Here is a 930-nt window from a genome sequence, read left to right as displayed (position 1 = left end):
CATGACCTCGCCGGTACGCCGAATTCAGACATCCCCATCCAGATCTGCGGCGACTGCCACCTGGCCAACTTCGGCGGGTTTGCCAGCCCTGAACGCTCGCTGCTGTTCGACCTCAACGATTTCGACGAAACCAGCCTCGGGCCCTGGGAATGGGACCTGAAGCGGCTTACCGCCAGCTTCGTGGTGGCGGGCCGGCATCTGCGCCACAAGCGGGGCGTGATCGACGACCTGGTCTACCGCATCGTGCGCAGCTATCAGGAGCGCATGGCCAACTATGCCGGGATGGGCATTCTCGACACCTGGTATGACGCCATCACCTTCGAGCGGCTGATGGCCGAGACGCCTTCGCCGCAGATCCACAAAGCCCTGGAGCGCGGCATGGCGCGCGCGACCAAGCGCGCCAGCCAGGCGCTGCTGCCGAAGTTGTCGGAGCGGGTTGGCGAGCGCTGGGTTATCCGCGACGCACCGCCAGGGATCTTCCACATACGAGGCGAGAACACGCTGTTCTCCCCCGAGGACGACTGGATGAAGATCACCGACACCGACAAGGCTTTCGACAGGGCGTTCAAGGAATACCTGGGTACCATGGCGCCAGACAGGCGCCAGTTGCTCAGCCATTTCACGCGCCACGATGCCGCCTTCAAGGTGGTGGGGGTGGGCAGCGTCGGCACGCGCTGCCTGATCATCCTGATGATCGACAATCACGGCAAGCCGCTCTTCCTGCAAAGCAAGCAGGCCACGCAGTCGGTAGTGGCGCGCTATTTCAAGTCGCCGCCGGTGACGCATGAAGGCCGCCGTGTGGTGGAGGGCCAGCGGCTGATGCAGGCGGCCAGCGACGTGTTCCTTGGCTGGAACAACGGGCCGTCCGGCCGGCATTTCTATATGCGGCAACTGCGCGACTACATGCGGCAACTGCGCGACATGAAGCTG

General features: G+C 64.0%; 1 protein-coding gene. It reads left to right on the top strand.

Going from position 1 to position 930, the window contains the following annotated elements:
- Positions 1–930, top strand: a 930-nt coding sequence (locus AC1DKD_RS41580) for a DUF2252 domain-containing protein (protein ID WP_477144779.1), incomplete at both ends; no start/stop codon positions are given.

Source organism: Cupriavidus sp. 05T313 (assembly GCF_056396665.1).
Note: the sequence above shows the minus strand (reverse complement) of the source record. Positions and strands in the feature narration are given on the sequence as shown.